A 15736-nucleotide genomic window follows, 5' to 3' on the forward strand; every position below is an offset into this window, starting at 1 on the left:
CTTTTTCAAGAGCAAGCTTACTTTCGTCTCTTTCGTATTGAATGATTCCGGTCAGGGCTATTTCTTCTTCCGCGTAACGTAGTGATTAATTTATTCGTCCACGCTGTTTTTCTGCTATTCGAATTTCACGATAAGCGTATAGCATATGTAACTTATCATCTATTTCGGTTGATAAAGCGAGTGACCTTTTTAGTAAAGAAATCGCCTCATTTGTATCAATACCAATTAAAATCGCCGCAAGCGCTGTTAGCGACTTTATCTCATAAAGCTTACTGCCCGTTTCTCTGGCGAACGACAACGACTCTTTGTAATACTCTATAGCCTTGTTTTTATTCCCTTGGGCACGATAAATATTAGCAATAATACGCGCTGTTATAGAAATGTAGGATGTAAGATTTTTGGTTTTATAAGTTACGTAAGCTTTCTGAGCAAATTTCATCGCTGATTCTAAGTCGCCAGACTCATAGTTAATAACAGCCATTTCTCTTAAGGCCGACGCGAGCGTTTTTTCCTCGACCACACCTTTTGGTAAATCAATGGTTATTTGATAGAAAATCTCGGCCTGATCAAACTGCTTTAATCGTGTGTATAGCAGCCCCATTTGATTGGATGTTTTAGCAATCCCAAGCACGTTATTTACTTTTTTATAATATAAATATGCCTCATTTATATGCTTAAGTGATTTTTCATAAAGGTTGATATGGCGATAAATAATACCAGCACCTAATAATGCTTTAGCTAAGCCCACAGGATCGTCAATGTCTTTATGTATTTCTAATGCACGAGTGGAGTAATCAAGGGCTAAAACTAAGTTGTCTAAATAGCGCTGCGCTTCTGCTAGTGTATTTAATGTACGCGCCATCAACTTTAAATCATCTAAATTAGTATATATCTCTAAAGCTTTGGTATAAAAATGAGCTGTTTGCTCTCTATTTTCAAGACGCTTATACGACTGAGCTAATTTTTTATACGTTTCACCTAACTGTTTTTGTATTTGTTCGTCTTTATTTACAAGGTATTTTAAAGCAGATGAATATTGCGTGATCGCGTCATTGTGTTTTTTTTGTTCATAAAACGAATCCCCCTTTGTTAGGAGTACTTGTGCTATAAAAAACTCATCGCCATACACAAGCGTTGTTGGTAATAAAGTTTCAATGCGGTTAGCAAGTTCGTCATAACGTTTTTCATCTGATAATATTTTTATATAATTAATAGACGCCTTTATTTGGTTGCGTGAATCATTTAATTTACTGTAATAAGCCGAGGATTGTGAAAAGTGATGAAGCGATTCATTAATATTGTTATTTTTTTATTCGCTTTACCTAATAAGTTATGTAATTTTGCGCTGAGTAACGTGTCATCAGCACTTTGCGCTTGTAACAACAACGCCTTACTTAGTTCGATACTTGTTATAACGTCAGTATCCATAAGTAATTCGGCTCTTTTTAGCAGCCCTGCATTAGATTCATTGATTAAACTGTATGAGGTGGTTTCTTGCGCGTAAGCGCTACTTAAACTAATAAACAAAGCAAAAAGCAAAGCTTTCACTAACAATTTAGAATTATAAATTCGATTTACGAAGAAAGTGTGTACTTGCGAAGTTAAGTCCATCTTTCGCGTGTGATACGAGTAAGTGTAAAATTCCATATTTACCATTTTAGTGATTTGTTATTGATTTAATGCAAAAATTCTGGCGATAAAATATACACACAAAGACTGCAGGTCAAGTTTCGCTGCAATATGGGTAATTGTTAATTTATGATTTTAGCATAATTATGCATATTGCAGCTTAATTCTTTTTTAGCTTAATCGTACGCTGTAAGTTATTAAATGAGAAAACCTAGCTTCTTAGTTTAAGGGTAACCAATACAACACCGTGGTCGGTAGTTAAATCATCACGCTCATACTCGGGGTTTATTAAGTGCCTGTCGTAAGTGTTATAAGCGCTTACTTCAAAAAAGCTGTCATCGTAGCTAGCGTCAAACTCACACGACAATAAAATGTAATCAAGCACAGAGCTGCTCGCGCCATAATAATGTGTTGGCGGCCTTAACGGTGCAGGCTTTGTTATATTTATATTTTTTACTTGGCTTTTATCCGCTGAACCAACAATCTCGCTGTTATTGCTATCACAATCACTTTGTACATCGTTTGTTATTGCTTCATCGCTAATCACTTCATCATTACTTAGCTGCGACTTAACAAATAAATCCCATGAATCATTTAAACAATATTTTGCTAAGTAGGTTTTAGCGTCAAACGCAGGTGCAAAGCGCAGCGTACTCGTCAGTAAATGGCTTAATACGCCATCCGCAAGTTCATTATTAAAGTCCCCCATTAATAGCATGGGTTGTTGCGTAGCTTCGCGGCGAGTAATCATTTGTATCATTAGCAATGTAGCTTCACTGCCACGCTGAATAGTTGAGCCCCACCCTCCTGCTACATTTGCTTTTAAAATCTCAATTATGTTTTGCTCGGGCGCTAGCTCTTTGTTGTGTTCATCAACATTAATCATCGGGCGCTTAGATTTAAAATGCACCACATAACAATCAGTATTGCCTATGTGCGGCAAAGTAACGGTCGCTCTCAATACCTTACGACTAAAAGTAAACTCACTATTAAGGCCAAGCGTGCTTGCAAGCTCGCTATCGTGTTCAACCGCTGCTACCTCAACTATGGGATATTTAGAGGCAATTGCTACCACGGGACGTTTATAAATAAAATCATCAATCACCTCTGGCGTATCAACTACTGCAAAGTAATTATAGCCTTGCTCAGCAACTAGCTCTTTTAACGAATCAATACTAAACACTTCCTGAAAACCAATCACATCAGGGGTATGCTCTGTTAAGTAATCAACAATCCAACGCTGCTTTTTAGCCCACTGCTGCGCGGTATAAATTTTCTCAAACTCATAGTATGCATTGGGTGGCTCAAGATAGTTAAACAGGTTAAATGTGGCTATTTTTAGTTGGGTGTTAATAATTACAGATTCATCACTATTTAAATCTGTATCTAACTGTTTAAGATCTTGATTGCTGATGGGTATCGCCTAAGTAAAGTTGAAAGTGTTGCTTGCTTATAAACTATCATTTTATTACATGTTTACGTAATAAATCAGCCTGCTTAATTGTAATTTTATACACTCTTTTATTTTAGTCTTTATTATATCCCTCAATAAATAGCATTAACGTGCTTAACCAGATAAAATTCGCGGCAATTAAATATGAGCGAAGTGAAGTTGTAATGAGTAGAAAGATTGAACTATTAGCCCCAGGCGGTGATGTAAACGCAGTAAAAGCCGCCATTGTAGCCGGTGCTAATGCGGTTTATTGTGGGTTAGATACCTTTAATGCACGTAACCGAGCGTCTAATCTTTCGTTTGATGAGCTTAACGGCGCACTTCGCCTAGCCCATGAATACGGCTGTGAGATTTTTTTAACGCTAAATGTAGTTATATTAGAGCACGAAATGGGTGCGCTATTTAAGCTATTAAATCAGCTAGTAAATACCACGCTCGACGGCATTATTGTGCAAGACCTAGGGTTATTCAATATAGTTAAAAAGCACTTTCCTACTTTGCATATTCACGCATCAACGCAGTTAACTACGCATAACGAATCACAAGTTGAGTTTTTAGCCCGCATTGGCGCTACACGTGTAAATTTATCGCGCGAGCTTAACTTAACTGAAATCAAAATACTGACTGACGTAGCGCATAAATGCGACGTATTAACCGAAGTATTTGTGCACGGCGCCTTATGTATTGCGTTTTCAGGGCAATGCTATTCAAGCTCAGTAAGTGTGGGTAACTCGGGCAATCGTGGTCGCTGCTCGCAAGCGTGTCGTGATGAATACGAGCCAACGGCGATGGGTAACAAACACCCATTAAACTTAAAAGATAATTCAGCTTATTTTGACCTACCAGAGCTGGTAGCCGCAGGTGTTGATTCGTTAAAAGTAGAAGGTCGTATTAAAGGCGCTAACTACGTACATACGGTTATTGATAGCTGGCGTAAACAGATAGACACGTTTGTGCAAACCGGTAACTTAATTGAAGACGACTCAAGCTTGTATAAAGTGTTTAACCGTAACTTTACTAATAAATTTTTAACCGGCGACATGACCAAAAACATGTTTACCGACAACCCGCGCGACCATAGCTTTGATCACGCAAACGAAAAAAGTAACGCTATTTCAGTTGTACAAATTTACGATGCGCAACAAGAGCTTTCTACCCAAAAAAGTGAAATTGATTCATTAGTTAAAAAGAAAATTGAGTTTTTAGATATTTCAAAGCGTGAGCTTCGTTTTGAATTTTCAGGACAGTTAAACCAGCCATTTACTGTAACGCTGGTTATTAATGATAAAAACGATAGTTCGTTAATAAATGAAAGCGCAAATTTAAACACTGAGCAACCTCAGCGCTTTGAAGTGCAATCGCAAATGGTTATGCATACCGCTGATAAATCAGTTGTTGATATTGCTGCCATTGATAAGCGCTTTAAAAGCTTTAGTAATGCCAATTTTGAAATTAAAAATATGGATTACTCAAACTTAGGCAACAACTTAAGCATTCCGTTTAAAGAGCTTGCCCGTATTAAGAAGCAAGTCGCGTTTTTATTAAACGAAGGTAAAGACGTACTCGCCCCTGTTGAACTGCCTAAACTAGTAAACCACGAAAAAGCAGATAAAAACAAAACAACACTCTCTATTTTAATATCGGACATAAAAGACGTTCACCTATGTGATTTAACAAATGGCGATGTTTACTTTAAATTACCTGAAAGCTTTAGAACCGATAACGATAAATACATAAATGTATTTTTAGAGCACCCACAGTTAATTCCGTGGTTTCCAGCCGTGTTAATTGGTAAAGACTTTGACGAAGCCGTGCGTTTATTAGAAGTAGCGAAACCTAAACTTATTATTAGTAATAACACCGGCGTGGCATACAAAGCAGTGCAAATGGGCATTGACTGGATTGCAGGTCCTTTACTAAATACGACAAACTCTTATGCGTTATTAACGCTACAAGAAGATTTAAATGCTAAAGGCGCGTTTATTTCAAACGAAATAAACAAGCAGCAAATGCGCAGTATTAAACGCCCTAACAACTTTAAAATGATGTACAGCATTTATCACCCAATACTAATGATGACCAGCCGCCAGTGTTTTTTCCAGCAAACCGTTGGCTGTAAAAAACCACGTATTGATGCCAGCTGTATGCTGAGCTGTAAAAAGGAAACAACCGTTACCAATGTAAAAGGCATTAGCTTTGCTATTGATAAACAAAAAGGCGGCTACCCGAGCATTTATAATCATGAGCAATTTTTAAATATGGATATTGTGACCGATTATGCCGATAAGTTTGACGAGTTCATGATTGATTTAACTGACATTGGCTCAGGCGATAAAGAAAAACTAGATAAAGCCGTGTTACTCGCCCATTTCCAAGATTTAATTAGCGGGCAAACACAAGCAGCTGATCAGTTAAATCATATGGTAAAAGTAAAAACACGTCAGCAATATGTTGAAGGCTTAAACAGTTAAGGTAAGTATTAAAATGACACTGCCATTATTATATTCATTACAACACTGCCCATATGCAATGCGCGCACGAATGGGTATTTTAATGGCAGAGCAACATGTGCTTCTACGCGCTATAAAAACTAAAAATAAGCCGCCGCATCTTTTGAAAATATCGCCAAAAGGCACGGTGCCAGTTTTATTGTTGCCGAATAATCAAGTTATAGACGAAAGCCTAGACATTATGCTCTGGGCTTTAAAGCAAAACGATCCGTATAATTTACTGCATACTCAAGACCCATTAGCATTTGAGCGCATGCTTGAGTTAATTAAGCTAAACGACACGCAATTTAAACCGGTGCTCGAAAAGTACAAATTTTATGCTCGTACAAAAGACATGGCACAAATTTATTATCAAAAAGCCTGCGAAGAGTTTATTAAGCAATTTGAAGCAAAGCTAACTACCCATAAATACCTAATGGGCAATGAAAAAAGCCTAGCCGACTATGCTCTGCTGCCATTTATTAGACAGTTTGCCCGCGTAGATAAACACTGGTACTTACAAAGTGAATACACGCATGTACGCGCATGGTTAAACGAATTTTTACATGCCCCCATGTTTACCAAAGTTATGACCAAATTTGATTTGTATATGGACTGCGGCGAAGAGTTTTTATACGGCGTTAAAAAATCTTAACTTAGCCTTTGTTTTATAGAAATTTTATTGTCATAGCCAACTACAAAGCTAAGCATTGAATTATTCTCATCATCGGATTTAAGCCCTTTATTTACGCTATACTGCCCTCCCCATTACTAACAAACGCTATGCATTATGAACTACTCAAACTTTGGCACTAAATTCACACAACCCAACGGCATTACTCAGTTAATGGAAGATTTAGGCGGTGCTAAAAACAGCAATAATCCTAATATTGTTATGCTGGGTGGCGGTAACCCCGCACTAGTACCACAAGTAAATGAGGTTTTTTTAAGTGAATTACAAAAACTCGTTGCCAGTAACAAGGTATCGCAGGTATTTGGCCTTTACGACGGCCCGACTGGTAACGACGAGTTTAGAGCTGCATTAGCAGGCCAGCTAAGTAAAGAGTTCGCATGGGATATTAGCGCCGATAACGTAGCACTTGGTAATGGCAGTCAAGCTAACTTTTTTGTGCTGTTTAATATGTTGGCAGGCGAAATGCCGGATGGCAGCCATAAAAAGATTTTATTTCCCCTTGCGCCAGAGTACATAGGTTATGCCGATCAAGGCTTATCGGCTGATATGTTTGTTGCCATAAAGCCTGATATCGAAATTTTAAATACAGGTAGTGCATCAAAACAGTTTAAATACGTAATTGATTTTAAAGCAGTTGAAAAAGTACTAGCAAACGACAGCAGCATAAGCGCGCTGTGCGTATCACGCCCTACTAACCCAACAGGTAATGTAATTACTGACGATGAAGTAAAACACCTTGATTTGCTCGCTAAGCAATATGGCATTCCACTCATTATTGATAACGCGTACGGCGATCCGTTCCCAGGTTGTATTTACACCGACGCAAACCTAACGTGGAACTCAAACATTATTTTATGTATGTCACTTTCAAAACTTGGCCTACCGGGTTTACGCAGCGGTATTGTGGTTGCAAACAATGAGATTATTAAAGCAATTGGCCGCGTAAATGGCAGCATGGTTTTATCGCCAAATAGTATTGGCCCAAGCTTAGTGACACGCTTAATTAACGACAACGAACTACTCCCACTGTGTCGTAATGTTGTACTGCCTTTTTATCGTAATAAAGCACACATAGCGGTTGATTTGTTTGATGAAGTGTTTGCCCAACTGCCTGTTTATTTGCACAAAGTTGAAGGCGCATTTTTTATGTGGCTGTGGTTTAAAGATGCAAAAATGACAAGCGAGGTGTTGTATCAAAAGCTTAAAGAGCAAGACGTGTATGTGATCCCAGGTCACAACTTTTTTATCGGCATTGACGACAGCTGGTCGCACAAGCACGAGTGTATTCGTATTAACTATGCTACCGATGCAGATACCTTAAAAAAAGGCTTAGAAGCGATTAAAAACTTAATAAAGTAAATATACTGATGCCGATATTAATATCGGCATCAGTCATTTAACTCGCTTATATATACGTTTAAAATTCATGCAAACGCACTGTATCCCCTTTAAATTTATATACAAGTTGGTATCCTACTCGACATTTTTTAATAGCAATTCGCTTAATTAAGTGATCTATTCTGAGGTGAGAAAATCGTATTGATAACCAGGCAAAAATTTCGTTATTTAGTTGTTATCACTAATTGCTCCTGCATTGCTCTACCTCCTGCATCCATGCAGTCGTATATTAGAAATTTTTAACGCAGTTAGCGTCAGATTTAATCCCTCAAATTGATTAAGTATTATTGCGGGTTGGTATAACATATGCTTATTAAAAAAGAACCAGCCAAGGGGCGATAATCGCTGCAGGGCACTTAATTAAAGTGGCAGCAATAACACTACAGGCATCGCGTATAAATATTGGTTTTAAACGTTAGATGTAACTTTAAATAGCAACATGCAATAGCACTATTAAGGTCAATTATGCGATTAGGACCAGGACTACTCGTCACCGCTGCCTTCATTGGACCAGGGACTATTACTACCGCCAGCGTGGCAGGTGCAAACTTTGGTTTTGCACTTATATGGACATTACTGTTTTCAGTAGTTGCCACTATATTATTACAATCTATGGCGGCGCGCCTTGGCGTTGCTACCGGGCAAGATTTAGCTCAAGCGCTCAGAGCACATATTCAAACGCCTTTATTTAAATCTTTAGCTATATTTTTAGTCATTAGCGCCATTGGTGTGGGCAGTGCAGCTTATGAAGCGGGTAATTTAAGTGGCGCTAGCATGGGATTAATTGAAATATTCCCTCAAGTTAGTCCTCAACTATGGACACCACTTATTGCTTTTTTTAGTGCAGCTTTACTGTATAGCGGCAAACATAAAGTGGTTGAAAACGCGCTAATTTTACTCGTTATTTTAATGAGCTTAGTGTTTATCTCAACACTTGTAATGGCAGCGCCTTCACTGGGTGATGTATTTGCTGGTTTTATTCCTAGTATGCCTGAAGGCTCTATTACGACCATATTGGCATTAGTAGGCACTACCATTGTGCCATACAACTTATTTTTACACTCCGGCGTACTCGCTGCTAGACACGACAGTAACAGCGACATGCAAAAAGTGATTAAACAAACAAATGTTGATACAGGCCTATCAATCACCTTAGGCGGTGTGATCACTTTAGCTATTTTATCTACAGCTTCAGTTGCATTTTATGGCACCGATGCGGGGCAAATTAGTGCGGCCAATATGGCCGTGCAGCTAGAGCCATTGCTTGGTGACGCCGCTCATTACTTTTTTGCTATTGGTTTATTTGCTGCAGGTTTAACAAGTGCTATTACAGCGCCACTTGCCGGTGCTTATGCTGTGTGTGGCATGTTAGGTTGGTCAAACGATATGGGTAACACGCGCTTTAAAGGCGTCGCTATTGTTATTTTATTGTTTGGTGCTGCTGTGGCGTCACTCGGTTTAGACCCTGTCGCGGTAATTATATTCGCGCAAGCGGCTAACGGGTTATTACTCCCTATTGTTAGCACCTACCTTGTATGGCTGGTTAATCAAAAAGGGGTTATGGGAAACTACACTAACTCTTTGGTGTTAAACCTGGTGACCCTGCCCGTTTTAATCCTAATTTTTGGGCTAAGTAGCTACAAACTAATTAGTTTAATTTTTTGATTAAATTCTAAAAACCATATTTAAAGGCCGCTGTTTACAATAAACAGCGGCCTTTAAATATTAATCACTAAATAACGTATAAGCCGTATTTATATTCACACATCTAACACGCTTTTTGGGTTTTAGTTGCCTTAACTAATTGCGAAAACGCCAAACCACCTACCGCGCCTGCAAGCAGTTGAGCATAAAAACCCCAGCCTCTTGCGCCGGCTATAATATGAATATTCATAATTGATTCAATGGCAATTAACACAATAGCAAATGCCACAATGCCAGCAATAACAAATAGCTGAGTACTGTATTTTTGAACCTTTTTATTAAGCTTTGTGGTAACAAAAAAAGCGATGGCAAGTGCTACGGAAATAATAGCGCCGTAGGTAGGTAATAGGCCTAACCAATCATCAAGCGTTAAACTAACGCGATCACTAAAGCCCACCACTACACCTACATTAACTAATTGATTGACAACGTATTGGCTATGAAACAAGCTAGCAAGTGTGAATGTAAGTAACCAAGAAACTAAAAATGAAGGCAATATACGTGTTAAAAACGACATGGTTATCTCAAATTAAAATAAAGCTTTTCTCTTATACTAGTCATGCTAGCAAAGGCTTGCCCCGTAAACAATGTATCTCTTTTTTTACTTTGCTTTCGCTTTTTTCGTTTTCTGTTAATGCAGATGTTGCGCTACCAAAGGAGCAATACAGTACAAAAACACTGGCTACGCAATTACAGTCTCCGTGGAGCATGGTTGAACTACCAAACGGCACATGGTTAATTACAGAGCGTGATGGCCACGTAGTTATAGTTAAAAACAACGTGCAATCAAGAGTAAAATTAAACCTAACAGGTTTATACGTTGCAGGCCAAGGTGGTTTACTCGACATTGTATTATCACCAGATTATAACGACTCCAAAGAAGTTATTTTTACCTATGCCCAAGGTGATGCAAGCGAAAACAGGCTTGTTGTTGCCAAAGCCACGTTTAATGGCACTGACTTTTCAAAGCCTAACGTTATTTATAAAGTAGCGACTGATAAAAACACACCGCAACATTACGCAGGACGCGCCCTTGTCCTACCCGACAATACGTTATTAATTTCAACGGGCGATGGGTTTGACTTTAGAGAGCAAGCACAAGTTATCACCAGCCAACTTGGTAAAATATTACGTATAAACCTAGATGGCACCATACCAACAGATAACCCATTTATTAATCACAAAAACCCAAATGCACATGCTGTTTACTCACTTGGTCATCGTAACCCTCAAGGCTTAGTTTATGATTACGATACGCAGCAAATTGTTAGCAACGAACACGGCCCTGCAGGCGGTGACGAGCTAAACTACTTAACCGCTGGGACTAATTATGGCTGGCCGGTAATCACCTATGGCAAAGATTACTCGCAAGCGCGTATTTCACCATTTACCGAATATAAAGGCATGCAAAAACCAAGTGTTAATTGGACGCCATCAATAGCGCCATCAGGCATGGCGTATTACGGCTCTAAACATGCAGCGTTTCCCTCATTACAGCAACATGTGCTTATCACTACTCTTGTCGATAAAAAGCTCTACAGCGTTAATCTGGCCAATGGTGAATTTACGCAGTCTCACGTATTTCCCAAGGCCGCAGGCAGGTTAAGAGATGTGTTTATAACTGATAAAGGTAACGTCGCGGTATTAACTGACGGTAAAGAGGCAAAGCTAATGTTGATGACAGCAAACTAATTCATAAAGCAAATAAAAGCCGCTGCGCTTTAAAAGTAAGTAGCGGCTTTAAATAAGCCACTTTGGTTAATTAAGTAATTTGATCAGTAAGATCAGGGGTTAACCCCTTTAGTTTTAAGATTAAAGCGAGCGTCTTTATTATGTTATTAATAACGTTCTTGTCTCCAATTGCCTTTGCATATACTTACTGTGCTTGTTATTTACCCGATTCTAATTGCTGTCTCAATAATTCAATAAGTTGAGTGTTAAGCCCGGTAATTTCTGCTTCTAGTACCCTCACTTTAGCCTGCGACTCTTCATCATCTTTACTGCGTAATAATGCAGTTTCCTGTAATAGTTTTTCTATCTTTTCTTGTATTTCAGCAATCTGTTCATCAATAGGATCTTCTTCAGATTGTGATGCCTGACTTGCATCTTCATTGCCTGATAATTTACGTAACGCTTCACGATTTTGATCTCCCAGACTTTTTTCTTTTCCTTCTTCGGATATATCCACTTGGTCACTTTGAACCGCTGCTTTGTGCACAGTCGCTTTTTCGGTTACTTCATCAGCTACCACCTTTAAAATTTGTTTTTGCGGGTAAGTTTCTAAAGGTTTAGAGGTTATGTGAACTGACATTTTATCCATTTTAATATTCCTTGTTCCGTCAATTATTAGCGAGAAGTAGTTAACTATAAATATAATGCTTTACCAAAAGCCAATTGTAATAGCCCTTGTTTGATTCTTTATTAGATTACACTTTACTCACAAGCTTGCCCATTGCTGTTTTAAACCAACAAGGTGAACAATACCAAAAGATAAACAAATAATAGAACTCCAAACCCAAAACTCAGGCGAACGCCCCATAGGGTTATTTATTAGAAAGAACCCTGCAACACCTCGGGCTAAATAAATAAAAGTTATTAATACAAGAGCTAGGCGGATGAATGGAAGTTTAAAAATAACACCTGCGGCTGAAAATGCATACAATGACCAAGTTGATAGAATCAGAACAATTACACTAGTAATAAGAGTTGGTTTAATACTTCCTTGCTCAGAAAGTAATGCCATTTGCTCTCCTGCACCGAAGAACCGATACCAAGAACCTCCAAAATAGATACAACCCAAATGCAAAGTTGCTACAACAGCACTTAATGTACCTGCAATTATTAGAAAAACATTCATAGAGCGATAAAACCTCCGTGAGACATAACGAATCTGTAAATTAGCTGGTTTATTTATCTTGATAAACAAACCATAGCCGGGTTTCTACCTGGGTACAATCGATTGTTGAATGTTTACGCGTGATATCAAAGCTCGCATTAAACTAGACAGCCACTCCAATTGTAAATTAATCTGGCTAATGGTTAATTTACGCAGTCTCACGTATTTCCTGAGGTCGCAGGGCGATTAAGAGATATGTTTGTAACAACTGAGGAAAATATAGCTATATTAACCGATGGGGAAGATTCAAAGCTTATGTTGGTGATACCGAATTAATTTACATGAAATAACCAACAATAAAGCTAATGGCAAAAAGAAAGCCCCATAATACCATCATCAAATCATTGGTATTTAAGTGGATACGAATCCTATTTAGGTGCTGGAAAACACATACGCCATACGATGAATCAACTTACTTAACTGCATTGAAAAGTAAAGGATCACCGCTGTTAAAATTTGCGGTGGAAAGTGAGCTTTAGCGCTTGCTGTCCACCTCAGGGCGTGTTGTTAGCTGTAGATTAGTTGCGGGGGTGTTCGTTACATTGCTGCTTTTTACCAAAAACACCAAACCAAAATGTAAGTTCCAAAGCCACACCTAAAACAACAAAGATAACTATGCCTTGAGAAAATCCGTAGCCATACGAAATAAGAGCGGCTAATAATAAACCCGCCAAAATTATCCATTTGTGTAATATTTTCATAAATCCCTCTTATTAAAACAATTAAGTACCAATTAAATATATGTGCAGAATATTTTTTGAGCAAGGGCAAGGGCAAATCTGTAACATTATATAATCACAACAGTACGACAATACAGCTAACGCTCCCATAAGCCGTGAGCTGTGCTGGCACAATTTGTTGCGCCTTTGTTCTTTGCAACAGCGTTGCGAATCAGCTTGATGGGCTTGCACCCAACATAAAAAATTTCACAAAATTTCCTGTGGCATATAACGCTTAATATAACTGGAAAATACGAGCGCTTTACAGCGAGTAGTTTCCCAGTTGATGTTTTTGTTATACGCACATATTACGCTAATGTTTGGGAACATAGGTTTTACCCCACTTATTAGCCGCTGCCAAAGCAAAACCAAAATAGACAATACTGAAAACACCATTGAAAAATTCAAAATTTACTTCGTTGTTTACAGATTCAAAAGCGGCACTAAAAAGAGGTATGAAAAATCCAAGTACAGCACTAAACCAAATGAATTTAATTATCACACCATAAACTTTCTCACTCAAAATCCCACTATGTTCCTGAAAGCTCAAGAAAAAACTGGTTATTTTATGACAAATATAAACCATCAATAACGTTAGCGGCGGTACTAAAATAGCTTCTACAACTTCATGAAATATTAGGCCAATTAACATAGCTAACGAACACCACACTAAAGGAATTTTAAAACCCAATATCTCAGTGTAATTTAAGTATTTTGGTTTAACAGCTTCGTTATTCAACTACATGTCCTTTGTGCGTATAACGAGCCTGTAGATTAACTCGTTTTTAAATTTGTTTTTTATTGATAAACAAACCATAGCTGAGTTCCTATTTTGGTTCAATTGATTACTGTATTTTTACGCAGAATATAGAAGTGTTTGATATTGTTTTAATTGGCGTTTTGGAAGGGATTACGGGTGTTTGAGTGGCTTTTATTTAGAGTAAGAGGGCTTACCCTTCTTAATGCATCGTGTTCTGCAGCTTTTCTATATTATGAACAAGGCAATACAGTTGCCATTGCGCATTCACTTTTGTTTGACCCCGTAAGGTCAATTTATTCATGCCTTTATTCACTGTAATGTTCCCGAACACTGGCTCAATACAACCAAGTCGTTTGCTATATTGTCGTCGACCTATGGGGCTGTCTATTTTTACTTTCATTTTGTCTACATAGCTCAGCTTTTTGCGTGATTTATTATTTATAAACTGTACTTGTCGCCCCGTTTTAATGGGTGGCTTTCGCATACATTGCTGTTGTAGTGGACATACTTTGCAATCTTTTAAGTAACCGCAGAATCGTGTGTATTGTTGGTTATGGCTGTTTACATTGACCCCGCTTCGCCACATGGCATTGCCTGCAGGGCAGCGGCATGTTTGCGTTGCCTCATAATACATTAAATTAGACAGCCACCCCAATTGTAAACTAATCTAGCGCGCCACTAAATTTACTTTTTTGGGCTAAGAGTTCACCTCTTTTTATATCTTTACTCGCGCGTTACACATTAAATAAGCAATTATCACTGTTAAACCTAAATTACACGCATGAAAATGACTGCATAATGCAGTTGTGATTTATTACTGAGTAGTTTAAGTTTTATGCCAGTAGCTTTTCGCAGTTACTGATATTCGCTCGCCGCTTTCGGTTTAAGTTTTCACAATAACCTTCTTGTGAGGCTGACCTGCCGACTGCACCATGAAATACACGCGTAAATTGTGTGGTGAGCTTTAACCAGTTTTCTGGAGAGATATTAACTCTTTCGAGTAAGGGTAAGTGTGTACTTTCAATATAACCACGTTTGTCTTCTCGTATACAGCGCCCTGTTAGCTCAACAAGTTCAAGGTACGATTTAAGCTCAAACGGCAGCCCTTTTGGCATAATTTGACGTGGCATGCCTGCAAAGCGCAGTAGTTGTTTTGGTTGCTTGCCATCCTTTGCATACGTTAAACGCTGTTTGATGCTGGTATGGTCTGACTCTTCTGAGGTGTTAGCCATTTTGGCTCTAATGGGGTTTAAATCGACATACGCCATGCAGGCCGCAAGGGCTGCTTCATCTAATAATGCTTGAGACGTAAATCGTCCCTCCCAAAAACGGCCAGTGCAGTTATCTTCTTTATTTGCTCTGCGAGCAATGTTTTCATTTAACAACCGCATAAACCAGCTAATACTTGATAGGCGCTCGCGGTATTGTTTTACTGTTTGATTAAAAAAGATAAGTTCAGCTTTACTTAGCTTTTCACCCTGTATGTATTTTTGCGTAAGTACAGTGCCTTTAAACAGCTTGTGCCAGCGAATAACAATCGCTTTATCATTCAGCCTATTCGCTTTTTTATCATCAACATACAGCACTAAATGGGTGTGATTACTCATAACAGCATAAGCACATACATCAATACAAAACACTTTGGCTAACTCAAGCAGTTTATCTTCAACCCAGCCTCTACGATGCTCGTAGGATTGACCTGTAAAGTGGTCTTCCCCACATAAAAATGCACGGCGTACGCAACGTGATATGCAATGGTAGTACTTTGTATCAACCAAACTTACTTGGCGCTTTCTTGCAATTGCCATAAGACACCCTGCTTATTTTTCACACTGATAAAAGCCTAGTACTTAGTTCACTAAACTGCAAAAAATAGGATGGGTGATGAGATGGACGCTCCCCAAAACGGCGTCAATGCGCCAAACTGGTAATTGAACTCACTCAGTTAAAAGGGAACGTCCGTCATGAAAATTAGCACATTATCAATTGATTTG

At 38.5% G+C, this 15736-nt stretch carries 14 protein-coding genes and 3 pseudogenes; 7 read left to right on the forward strand and 10 right to left on the reverse strand.

Going from position 1 to position 15736, the window contains the following annotated elements:
- Positions 1–85: 85 nt before the first annotated feature.
- The 3 genes from I6F44_RS19600 to I6F44_RS11185 form a co-directional block, all read right to left on the reverse strand.
- Entirely contained in the window at positions 86–1129 is a 1044-nt protein-coding gene (locus tag I6F44_RS19600) for a tetratricopeptide repeat protein (protein WP_331459066.1), read from the reverse strand.
- Between the two features lie 113 nt (positions 1130–1242).
- Positions 1243–1611 carry a hypothetical protein gene (locus tag I6F44_RS19605; protein ID WP_231612828.1) on the reverse strand — a complete coding sequence of 123 codons (369 nt, stop codon included), beginning with the start codon at positions 1609–1611 and terminating at the stop codon, positions 1243–1245.
- 229 nt (positions 1612–1840) lie between these two features.
- Positions 1841–2950: an endonuclease/exonuclease/phosphatase family protein gene (locus I6F44_RS11185; protein ID WP_197173787.1), complete on the reverse strand. Its 1110-nt coding sequence runs from the start codon at positions 2948–2950 to the stop codon at positions 1841–1843.
- 296 nt (positions 2951–3246) lie between these two features.
- Here I6F44_RS11185 and I6F44_RS11190 point away from each other — a divergent pair, with 296 nt between their 5' ends.
- The 4 genes from I6F44_RS11190 (at position 3247) to I6F44_RS11205 (ending at position 9328) form a co-directional block, all read left to right on the forward strand.
- Positions 3247–5553: a peptidase U32 family protein gene (locus tag I6F44_RS11190; RefSeq protein WP_197173777.1), complete on the forward strand. Its 2307-nt coding sequence runs from the start codon at positions 3247–3249 to the stop codon at positions 5551–5553.
- 13 nt (positions 5554–5566) lie between these two features.
- Positions 5567–6226 (forward strand): glutathione S-transferase, encoded by a 660-nt coding sequence (locus tag I6F44_RS11195; RefSeq protein ID WP_197173778.1) that lies wholly within the window; start codon positions 5567–5569, stop codon positions 6224–6226.
- A 135-nt stretch (positions 6227–6361) separates the two neighbouring features.
- Positions 6362–7624, forward strand: a complete 1263-nt coding sequence (locus I6F44_RS11200) for a valine--pyruvate transaminase (RefSeq protein ID WP_197173779.1) — start codon at positions 6362–6364, stop codon at positions 7622–7624.
- Between the two features lie 504 nt (positions 7625–8128).
- On the forward strand, positions 8129–9328 hold the full coding sequence (locus I6F44_RS11205) for an Nramp family divalent metal transporter (RefSeq protein WP_197117628.1): 1200 nt from the start codon (positions 8129–8131) through the stop codon (positions 9326–9328).
- 103 nt (positions 9329–9431) lie between these two features.
- Here I6F44_RS11205 and I6F44_RS11210 read toward each other — a convergent pair whose 3' ends face one another.
- Positions 9432–9884: a hypothetical protein gene (locus I6F44_RS11210; protein WP_197173780.1), complete on the reverse strand. Its 453-nt coding sequence runs from the start codon at positions 9882–9884 to the stop codon at positions 9432–9434.
- Between I6F44_RS11210 and I6F44_RS11215 the strand changes: the two genes are divergently transcribed.
- Positions 9869–11059 (forward strand): PQQ-dependent sugar dehydrogenase, encoded by a 1191-nt coding sequence (locus I6F44_RS11215; protein WP_197173781.1) that lies wholly within the window; start codon positions 9869–9871, stop codon positions 11057–11059. The two genes, I6F44_RS11210 and I6F44_RS11215, sit on opposite strands and share 16 nt — an antisense overlap.
- 196 nt (positions 11060–11255) lie before the next feature.
- On the opposite strand, the gene I6F44_RS11220 is transcribed toward I6F44_RS11215, so the two are convergent.
- A complete protein-coding gene (locus I6F44_RS11220; protein ID WP_197173782.1) occupies positions 11256–11687 on the reverse strand; it encodes a hypothetical protein in 432 nt (143 codons plus the stop codon).
- A gap of 117 nt (positions 11688–11804) precedes the next feature.
- Positions 11805–12224 (reverse strand): hypothetical protein, encoded by a 420-nt coding sequence (locus tag I6F44_RS11225; RefSeq protein ID WP_007375679.1) that lies wholly within the window; start codon positions 12222–12224, stop codon positions 11805–11807.
- 165 nt (positions 12225–12389) lie between these two features.
- Here I6F44_RS11225 and I6F44_RS19610 point away from each other — a divergent pair.
- A pseudogene (locus tag I6F44_RS19610) lies at positions 12390–12539 on the forward strand (PQQ-dependent sugar dehydrogenase); the annotation flags it as partial.
- Positions 12540–12604: 65 nt separating this feature from the next.
- Positions 12605–12742 (forward strand): annotated as a pseudogene (locus I6F44_RS19615) (IS110 family transposase); the annotation flags it as partial.
- Between the two features lie 39 nt (positions 12743–12781).
- Here I6F44_RS19615 and I6F44_RS11230 read toward each other — a convergent pair.
- From I6F44_RS11230 to I6F44_RS11245, 4 genes and pseudogenes are all read right to left on the reverse strand, one after another.
- Positions 12782–12964 (reverse strand): hypothetical protein, encoded by a 183-nt coding sequence (locus tag I6F44_RS11230; protein ID WP_010552629.1) that lies wholly within the window; start codon positions 12962–12964, stop codon positions 12782–12784.
- Between the two features lie 331 nt (positions 12965–13295).
- Complete coding sequence (locus tag I6F44_RS11235; protein ID WP_197173783.1) at positions 13296–13721, reverse strand: hypothetical protein; 426 nt, start codon at positions 13719–13721, stop codon at positions 13296–13298.
- Between the two features lie 220 nt (positions 13722–13941).
- Positions 13942–14373 (reverse strand): annotated as a pseudogene (locus tag I6F44_RS11240) (transposase); the annotation flags it as partial.
- A 202-nt stretch (positions 14374–14575) separates the two neighbouring features.
- A complete protein-coding gene (locus I6F44_RS11245; protein WP_197173785.1) occupies positions 14576–15550 on the reverse strand; it encodes a transposase in 975 nt (324 codons plus the stop codon).
- Between the last annotated feature and the right edge of the window lie 186 nt (positions 15551–15736).

It is taken from the genome of Pseudoalteromonas sp. NZS11_1, from assembly GCF_015864275.1.
In the GTDB taxonomy this organism is placed as follows: Bacteria; Pseudomonadota; Gammaproteobacteria; order Enterobacterales; family Alteromonadaceae; genus Pseudoalteromonas; species Pseudoalteromonas arctica.